Source organism: Corallococcus exercitus (genome assembly GCF_042231735.1).
Lineage (GTDB): Bacteria > Myxococcota > Myxococcia > Myxococcales > Myxococcaceae > Corallococcus > Corallococcus exercitus_B.
In genome coordinates, this window is record NZ_CP102577.1 from 8,750,247 (window position 1) to 8,758,425 (window position 8,179).

9 protein-coding genes and 1 pseudogene are annotated in these 8,179 nt (G+C 70.5%); 3 read left to right on the plus strand and 7 right to left on the minus strand.

The window, feature by feature from the left end; genetic code table 11:
• Position 1: 1 nt before the first annotated feature.
• Together NR792_RS35265 and NR792_RS35270 are read right to left on the minus strand one after the other, a co-directional pair.
• Complete coding sequence (locus NR792_RS35265) at positions 2 to 691, minus strand: DUF1731 domain-containing protein (protein ID WP_375757097.1); 690 nt, start codon at positions 689 to 691, stop codon at positions 2 to 4.
• A 70-nt stretch (positions 692 to 761) separates the two neighbouring features.
• Positions 762 to 1,112, minus strand: a pseudogene (locus tag NR792_RS35270) (NAD-dependent epimerase/dehydratase family protein); the annotation flags it as partial.
• A gap of 128 nt (positions 1,113 to 1,240) precedes the next feature.
• Here NR792_RS35270 and NR792_RS35275 point away from each other — a divergent pair.
• On the plus strand, positions 1,241 to 2,062 hold the full coding sequence (locus tag NR792_RS35275; RefSeq protein WP_375757098.1) for an endonuclease I family protein: 822 nt from the start codon (positions 1,241 to 1,243) through the stop codon (positions 2,060 to 2,062).
• A 259-nt stretch (positions 2,063 to 2,321) separates the two neighbouring features.
• Positions 2,322 to 2,972 (plus strand): hypothetical protein, encoded by a 651-nt coding sequence (locus NR792_RS35280; protein WP_375757099.1) that lies wholly within the window; start codon positions 2,322 to 2,324, stop codon positions 2,970 to 2,972.
• A 3-nt stretch (positions 2,973 to 2,975) separates the two neighbouring features.
• Here the strand turns inward: NR792_RS35280 and NR792_RS35285 are convergent, their stop codons facing one another.
• From NR792_RS35285 to NR792_RS35300, 4 genes are all read right to left on the minus strand, one after another.
• Positions 2,976 to 4,004, minus strand: coding sequence for a hypothetical protein (locus tag NR792_RS35285; protein ID WP_375757100.1), 1,029 nt, complete (start codon positions 4,002 to 4,004; stop codon positions 2,976 to 2,978).
• Positions 4,005 to 4,009: 5 nt separating this feature from the next.
• A complete protein-coding gene (locus NR792_RS35290) occupies positions 4,010 to 4,435 on the minus strand; it encodes a DUF2089 domain-containing protein (RefSeq protein WP_375757101.1) in 426 nt (141 codons plus the stop codon).
• Between the two features lie 42 nt (positions 4,436 to 4,477).
• Positions 4,478 to 5,218 (minus strand): YqjF family protein, encoded by a 741-nt coding sequence (locus NR792_RS35295; protein WP_375757102.1) that lies wholly within the window; start codon positions 5,216 to 5,218, stop codon positions 4,478 to 4,480.
• An 84-nt stretch (positions 5,219 to 5,302) separates the two neighbouring features.
• Positions 5,303 to 6,451 (minus strand): acyltransferase family protein, encoded by a 1,149-nt coding sequence (locus NR792_RS35300; RefSeq protein ID WP_375761747.1) that lies wholly within the window; start codon positions 6,449 to 6,451, stop codon positions 5,303 to 5,305.
• 281 nt (positions 6,452 to 6,732) lie between these two features.
• On the opposite strand from NR792_RS35300, the gene NR792_RS35305 reads away from it, so the two are divergent.
• A complete protein-coding gene (locus NR792_RS35305) occupies positions 6,733 to 7,323 on the plus strand; it encodes a hypothetical protein (protein ID WP_375757103.1) in 591 nt (196 codons plus the stop codon).
• 66 nt (positions 7,324 to 7,389) lie between these two features.
• Here the strand turns inward: NR792_RS35305 and NR792_RS35310 are convergent, their stop codons facing one another.
• Complete coding sequence (locus NR792_RS35310; protein ID WP_375757104.1) at positions 7,390 to 8,172, minus strand: hypothetical protein; 783 nt, start codon at positions 8,170 to 8,172, stop codon at positions 7,390 to 7,392.
• Between the last annotated feature and the right edge of the window lie 7 nt (positions 8,173 to 8,179).

The following is an 8,179-nucleotide window of genomic DNA, read 5'->3' on the forward strand; positions in this document are numbered from 1 at the left end:
GTCAGCTCCGGACGGGCCCGCCACCCGCGCGCCAGCGCTCGACGAGGTTCGTCACGGCGGTGCCCCAGTCGGGGTACTCGAAGGTGAAGCCCGCGTCCAGCAGCCTCCCGGGCACCACGCGGCGGCTCTTGAGGAGCAGCTCCGTGTCCGTGCGCATGAAGAACGCGCCCACCTCCAGCATCCACTTCGCCGCCGGCAGCCCCACGCTCACGTGCGCCGCCTCGCGCAGCTTCGCCATCAGCTCCCGCTGGGGCAGGGGATTCGGCGCGGCCAGGTTCACCGGCCCGTCCAAGTCCTCGCGCTCCAGCAGCAGCTGCACCGCGCGCACGAAGTCCTGGCCGTGGATCCACGACACGTATTGCCGGCCACTGCCCGCGGGCCCACCCAGCCCCCGGCGCGTCAGGCCCAGGAGCACGTCGAAGATGCCCTCCTTGTCCGGGCTCATCACCATCGCGGTGCGCAGCGCCACCTTGCGCGTGTGGGGCGTGTCCGCCTCCGCCAGCGTGCGCTCCCAGGCCTGCGCGATGTCGATGCTGCGCTTCCAGTACGTCGGCACGCCCGGCTCGTTCCCGCCAATGATTCCGGTGGCCTCGTCGTTGGGCGCGTCCAGCCGGTGCGCGTACAGCGTCGCGGTGCTCATCTGCAGCCACACGCGCGGCGGCTTCGCGGCCCGCTGGATGGCCTGTCCCAACCCGCGTGGAGTCCACCCGCGAGTCCATCATCTGGCGCAGGTTCTCCTCCGTGTAGCGGCAGTTCACGCTGCGTCCCGCCAGGTTGATGACCGCGTCGGCGCCGTCCACCTCCTTCGCCCAATCACCCAGCGTGCGCCCGTCCCAGGACACCGTGCGCGCCTCGCCCCGGCCTCCCCGGCTGATGAGGACGACGTCGTCCCCCCGCGCGAGGAATGCGCGCGCCAGCAGCGCGCCCACCTGTCCCGTGCCACCCGGAATCACGACCTTCATGGAAGCCACCCCCTCGGTTCGTGCGTCGCAAGGAGGCATAGCGCGCCCCCCCTCCGCGCCGCCCGGCCCCCGACGTCGGGCCCCCAGGCCGTCCTGGTGCCGGCGATGAGCCCCGCTTTTCCCCGGGGCCACGGCCCGGTGGTGGGGCATTTCCCGGGATGTCCCGGGTCGGGCGGAAGAAAACCAACCGGCGCGGAGGGAAAATGCGATGCGTCACGCAACCCGGCCCGCGTCCGGACGAAAATGGGTCATCCCCCACCTCGAATCCCGAGGCCGTCATGCTCATCTCGTCCCGCCCGCCCTCCGCGCCCCGCACCTCGACGGCCTCCTCGTCGGCCCCGGCCTCCACGGCTCGCGCCCCGAAGGCGTTCTCCTCGGTCTCCACGTTCGAGGCCGGCGCTCCGGCGAAGAAGTCCCCGACGACGACGCCGGTGCCCCCGCCGCAGGTGCCGGTGGAGGACGTGCCGCCGTCCAAGCCGGACCCCCGCTATGACGGGCTGAAGGACCAGGCGCTGATCAACGCGCTGCACGACGCGGTCAGCAAGCACAAGGACCTGGGCTACAACGGGGCGCGCAAGGTCATCTTCACCACGCTGGACAACCACGACGGCAAGGTGAAGTGCGTCTACACGGGCAAGGAAGTCACGACGAACAAGATTCCCAACAGCAACGTGATGAACACCGAGCACACCTGGCCCCAGTCCAAGGGCGCCACGGGCGCGGCGAAGTCGGACCTGCATCACCTGTTCCCCACCGACAGCAAGGCCAACTCCATCCGGGGCAACTGGCCCTTCGGCACGGTGAAGAACGTGAAGTGGACGGAGAACGGCGCCAAGTTCGGCACCGACGAGAAGGGCCGCACCGTCTTCGAGCCGCCCGACGAGCACAAGGGCAACGTGGCGCGCGCGCTGTTCTACTTCTCCACCGTCTACAACAAGCACATCCCCGCGGACGACGAGGCCGTGCTCAAGCAGTGGAACACGCTGGACAAGGTGGACGCCGCGGAAGTGAAGCGCAACGACGTCATCGAGACCTACCAGCAGAACCGCAACCCCTTCGTGGATGACGCGTCGCTGGCCGACCGCATCGCGGACTTCTAGGCCCTGGAACATCCCGGCTCACCCCTCCCGCCCGACGCGGTCTTCCAAACCTCTCCGACAGTCGGACAGGTTTCCGCGCTGCTCGGACGAAGCGGAAGCCCCCAGCCCCGGCGGGTGGCGAGGCCGGTCCTCGGCTCCCTCCAAACCTGTCCGACAGTCGGACAGGTTCGTGCGGTGCGCCGCGGACGGGGGCCCGCAGGGTTCTCTCTTTCTCATCCATGGGGACAGAATTCCTGTCCGAAGGATTAGAGTCCGAGGCATGTCCCGTCCGCTCGCGCCCCTTTGGGCGCTCGTTCCTGGCCGCACCGGTGTCCCCCTGATGAAGGTGGGGGGCACGCCCGAGGCGCCGGGACCCCTGGAGTGGCCCGCCTGCGCCATGTGCGGCGGGCCGCAGCGCTTCCTCTTCCAGCTGCCGCATGTCGAGGGACGGCTGGACTTGACGCCGCACGCGTCGGTCCACGTCTTCCAGTGCGAGAACCCCGACACCGCCTGCTTCCGCTGGGACCCGGAGGAAGGCGCCAACGCGGCGGTCCCGGTGAAGGCGGGCGCGTCGTCCGTGAGCGCGCCGCCGGGGCCGGTGAAGCCGTACGCGGAATGGACGCTCGGCTTCGAGCCCGCCACCGAGGACACCGAGGCGCTGTCGGTGGACGTCAACGAGGCCACCGAGGAGCAGCTCACGGCGCTGGACCGCGCGCAGGAGGAGGCGCCGGAGAGCAAGGTGGGCGGCGTGCCCGGGTGGCTCAACGGCGAGGCGACGCCGGAGTGCTGTGACGAGCCCATGCGCTTCGTGGCGCAGCTGGCCGCGATGCCTTTCGGCCTGGACTTCGGCGACAACGGCCGGGGCTACCTCTTCCGGTGCACCCGGGAGGACTGCGTGCGCCCCTTCCGCTTCCTCACCCAGGGCGCCTGATCCTCACCGCTGCATCGCCTTGAGCAGCTTCTGGGCATCCTCCGCGCTGAGCTTGCCGGCTTCCACCAGGTCCAGCACGCGACGCATCTCCTCGTCGGGGATGCCCCGGGACTGCGGGGGCGGGGGCGGCGCGGGGGGCTTCGGGCGGTGGTGCGGGGAGCCTGGATTCGCCCAGGACGGCGCACCCCACGAGTTCGCCCACGCGTGGGCCCACTGGTTCGCGTGACGCTCCGCGCGGCGCTGCCAGCGCTCCGCCTGACGCTGCCAGCGCAGCGAGTCCTCCTCCCAGCCCTCCGCCTCCTCGTGGCGCGAGCGGCCCGACTCGCGAACGCGCACCGAGCCCAGCTCCGTCTCCAGCAGAAGGGTCGTGGCCGCCTGGGGATTGGACGGGTAGCGCGTCTGCGTGGAGCCCAGTGACGTATGGGCGGAGATGTTCAGGTCCAGCCCGGACACCAGGCGCAGCTCCACCGCGCCCACCTGCGTCCCGATGCGGTGCTCGCCCACGTCCAGCGCGTCCACGTCCAGCTTCACCGCGCCCGCGGCGGCGTGGACGTGGAAGGTGCCACCCACGCGCTCACCGATGATGCGGCCCGCACCCGTGCGCAGGGTCAGCTTGCCGTGCACGTCGCGCAGGCTCGCCGTGCCCGCGTCGGTGGACAGGTCCAGCTCGCAGTCCTTCAGGCCCGCGATGCGAACGGCGCCCGCGTCCAGCTGGAGCTTGGCCTTCACGTCCGGCGGCACGAACAGCTCCGCCTGTCCGCCCTGGCGCCAGAACAGCGACAGGAAGCCCGCCTCGCGCGGCACCAGCTCCACCTTCGTCACCCGGCCGTGCTCCTGGATGCGCGCCTCCACCCGGCCGTGCGTCACCAGGTAGGGCTTCTCTCCCTCCGGCAGCGGCGACACGACGAGCGTGGCGGCGAGCGCGTGCAGCTCCAGCTCCGCGTGCTGCCCCCACGGAATGGCATGGCGCTGGGAGCCGTCGCGCGAAGAAGACGAAGCGTCGGAGGACGGCGTGGCTTCAGGGTCCATCATGATGGTTACTCCCGTGCCTTCTTGAGACGTTGAGCGGCCTCGTCCGCGTCGATGAGCCCGGCCGCGAGGTCATCGAGAATCTGCGCCCGGCGCGGAGAGCCGCGCTCACGGGGCGGAGGCGGCGGAGCAGGCGGAGGCGGGGCCGCTCCGGGCGCCTGCCCCAGGGCCTCCACCACGTCGTCCAGCCGCGACACCACCGTCGGATAGGAGAGGCCCAGCGCCTGCTCCACGTCCTTGATCTTCCCCCGGCACGCGATGAACACGCGCACGAACGCGAGCTGCTCCGGCGACAGCTGCTGCACCCAGCCCGTCGTGAAGCGCCCCTCCACCGCGGACGCGCACCCCTCACAGCGGACGCGTTCAATGACGGTGCCGCCTCCACAGACGGGGCAGCGGGTGGGCACGGGCCAGGTGGGCTTGGGAGTCGTCATGGGGTTTCAGAAAATCAATTTCGAGTTTGAGAATATTGATTTCTACGGGCTCCGCAAGGTCGGGAGTTCATTTCCAGGAAAAACGGCCACTTCCGAGCCGGTGGCCACGAAGGCGGAGTGGGGCGTGCCCTGGAGGCACCCGGCGAAGGCGGGGCCGTAGAAGCGGGCGACGTCGCAGTCAAAGGCGGTCTCCTGGGCGCGCCAGACGCTCCAGCGTGGGTGCTCCACGCGGTACTCGGCGCAGCCGCCGTCGCGCTGGGCGGTGTAGCCCCAGTAGTGCTCGGTGATGAACTCCTCCTGGGAGCCGGGCGCGCTCTCCGCCGGTGCGCCGAGCGTCCGGGCCGACAGCTGGTGCCAGCGGCCGTGGGACTTCCAGGCGTACTCGACGTGGCCGGGCGCGCCGGTGTCCGCGCCGTCCATGGTGACGGCGTGGCGCATGGGGCACGCGACGTAGGGCTCGTTGTAGAGGACGCGCGCCACGGTGGCGATGGCGAGCCGGGGCACGATTTCGCGCACGAACACCACGCCGCGCCGCCAGCCCTCGGGGCCCAGGCGGCGCACGTAGAAGCGCAGGTTCACCTCGTCGAAGTCGCGGTGGAACGGCACCGCGAGTCCCCGCACGCGCGTGTCGAGGAAGCGGAAGCCGACCATGCTCGCGAACGTGCGGCCCTGCCACGCGTCGAGCTCCGTGCCCCGGGGGACGAGGGGCCGCAGCACCGCCGGATCCACCTCGTAGTTGAGCATCAGCAGGTACCGCCACGTCGCCGTCAGGAAGGGGCGCATGCGCGACGTTTAACGCGCACGCGGCGTCCGGGCCCAGGGCGTGCCCCGTGCGCGGCTTCTGTCGCGCAGAAGCGCGGGCGGCCTTCAGGGGACGGCGGGCTGGGGCAGCGGCTTCTTCGGAACGAGCCTGCGCTCCAGCCGCTCGCGCCACTTCAGCATGGGCCGCTCCACACCATGGTGCAGCGCGAGCGACGCGAGCAGCACCGCCACGGCGCCGCCCAGCACCGTGACGACATGGAACGCGTCCATGCCGTGGGACTCCAGCGCGTCACGCACGCCGTGCTGCACGGCCTTGTGTGTGAGGTAGACGGTGAAGCTCAGGACCGCGAAGGTCTTCACGCCCGGGATGCGGGCGCAGACGCGCGAGGCCGCGGGGCCGGACAGCGCCATCAGCAGCGCCGCGAAGCCCAGCGAGACCAGGGGGAACGCCAGCAGGACATAGGGCAGGTAGCGGTAGTGCTCCTCGTTGATGAAGAGCACGCCGCCCAGGCACGCGAGGCCCACGAAGGCCATCCCTACCGCGCGAGCGCCGCGCGTCCAGCGCTCCCAGGCCGCGGGCCGGAAGACGCGCAGGGCCGCGAGCAGCACGCCGCAGGTCAGCCCGTCGAGCCGCGCGTACGTCGGGTAGTAGAGCAGTTTGTCGAACTCGCGCCACCCGGGCTCACCCGGTCCCAGCATGGAGAAGTAACGCATCCACAGCCCGCCGCGCAGGAGCATGCCCCCGAGCATCACGGCCGCCGCGAGGGCGAGGAGGGACGGCGCGCGGAGGCGGTTGCGCAGCGCGAGCACGGTGAGCGGCAGCACCAGGTAGAAGTGCTCCTCCACGCACAGCGACCACGCATGGGAGAAGCCGTTGCGGCGCAGGCCGAGGTTCTGCGTGAAGGTGAGGAAGCGCCACGCGGGCGTCACCACGGGCATCTCGGGCCAGGCGGGCACGAAGAGGTACAGGGCCAGCACGACGAGGAAGGACGGCAGGATGCGCAGCGAGCGCCGCAGGTAGAAGCGCTTGAGCGACGGTGTCTCCCCGCGCGACACCGGCTCCAGCAGCTGCGAGCCAATGAGGAAGCCGCTGAGCACGAAGAACAGCTCCACGCCCGTCCAGCCGAAGTTGGCGAACGCCCGGTAGGCCTCGTGACCTTCGGGACGCGGGTAGTGGTAGGCGACGACGACGAGGATGGCCAGGCACCGGAGCAGGTCCAGGCCGGCGAGGTGACGCGGTTCGGTGGCGTTCAGCGGAGTCGGCTTTCAGCGGGGGGATGCGCTCGATCCTAGTCCTCGGGTCGGATGAAGTCTGCAAGGGAGGTCACGGACCTCCGTGCGGCACGTGCACAGCTGCGAGAGGGATGCGCTCTCCAGCCATATGTAACGGATTGCGCTACAGAACGTCGGCGCAATCCATCTCATGTGGCGGGTTGTGCCACAAAAACTCAGGTCCCGAGGGCGTTGGTGTGCTTGGCATTGTCTGTGTATTGGGGATGCCTTGGCATGCGTGGCCCCTTCCCCTGGAGGTACACATGAAGTCGCGTTTCGTCGTGATGATTGTTGGGTTGTCGCTCGGTCTGCTCGCTGCGTGCGGGCCCGTGGAGTCGGAGTCGGTGGAGGTGTCGCAGGTCGAGGCCGAGATGGGCCGCTACCTGTGCGGTGATGGCGTCTGTGACCGCCTCAACGGAGAGAACAGCACCAACTGTCCCTGGGATTGCAGAGCGCTCTCGGTCTGCGGTGACGGGGTGTGCAGCGGGCGCGAGACGAGCCTCAACTGTCCCCAGGACTGTGGCCTCATCCTCGACTACTGCGGTGATGGCGTGTGCAACGGCAACGAGGACACCAGCACCTGCCCCCAGGACTGCGCCATCCTCACGTGGTGCGGCGACGGCACCTGCAATGGCTCGGAGACGACCGCCACCTGCTTCGATGATTGCGGCTCCTTCTGTGGCGACGGTGTCTGCAACGGCCTGGAGACGCCGCGCAGCTGCCGGCCGGACTGCGGCCTCATCCTCTCGTACTGCGGTGACGGCATCTGCGGTCCGGGCGAGGACATGCTGACGTGCTACTCCGACTGCTGCTCCGGCCCGCGTTGCCTGGAGCCGGAACCGACCTGGCCGTAACAGTCAGGGCCACCACGCCCGGGCAGCCTGTCCGCACGGACTCCCGTGCGGACAGGAGCGCGCCGCTCAGGTCTTCCGCACGGCCTGGAACACCGTGCGCACGGACTTCGCGTCCGGCCAGAAGCCTCGGCCGGCGTACTTGAGCAGGCGCTCCGCGGTGATGCGCGGGCGGACCATGTGGACCACCCGGACCCGCTGTCGAAGGAGGTCCGCCCAGGCGTGGGGGCCCGCGTGCAGCAGGCGGCCGTCCAGGAGGAACTGGCAGATGCTCAGGTCCGTGAAGGCCAGCTGCTGGCCCACGGCGTCGCCGCCCCCAATGAAGAGGGCCGGGATGTGCACGAGCTGGAGCAGGTGGCCTTCCGGCGAGTGCAGCTCCAGCGCGTACATCTCCCGGCCATCCGGGAAGCGCCGCAGCCGCAGCCGCTCCTGGAGCGCGGCCTCGTCCGTGGGGGCGGCGGCCTTGCAGGGCGCGTGGACGTCACGGCCCTGGATGCGGTCCTTCAGCCAGGGGCCCCATTGCGTGGCCACCTGCCTCCGGCAGGGCGTGTAGCCCGTGGACAGCATGTGCCTCGCGGTCCGCTCCAGCGCCTGGAACGACGCGCAGAACAGGTCGTAGTCACCGCCGGGGCGCGTGTCGTGGGTGAGCCAGCGCAGGAGGCGGCCTCCCAGGAGCCACGTGTCCTCGCCCAGCAGGTGGACGTGGGGCAGCTCCGGCAGCCCGAGGATGCGCTGGACGTCGCGGAAGGCCACCGGCGGCCGGTGCGCCAGGGCCTCCGCGCCGCCCTCAGGAGCCGCGCCCAGCAGCGCGCGCAGGGACGCGTGCTGGGTCTGCGTGAAGTGTCGGGCCATGGGGTGG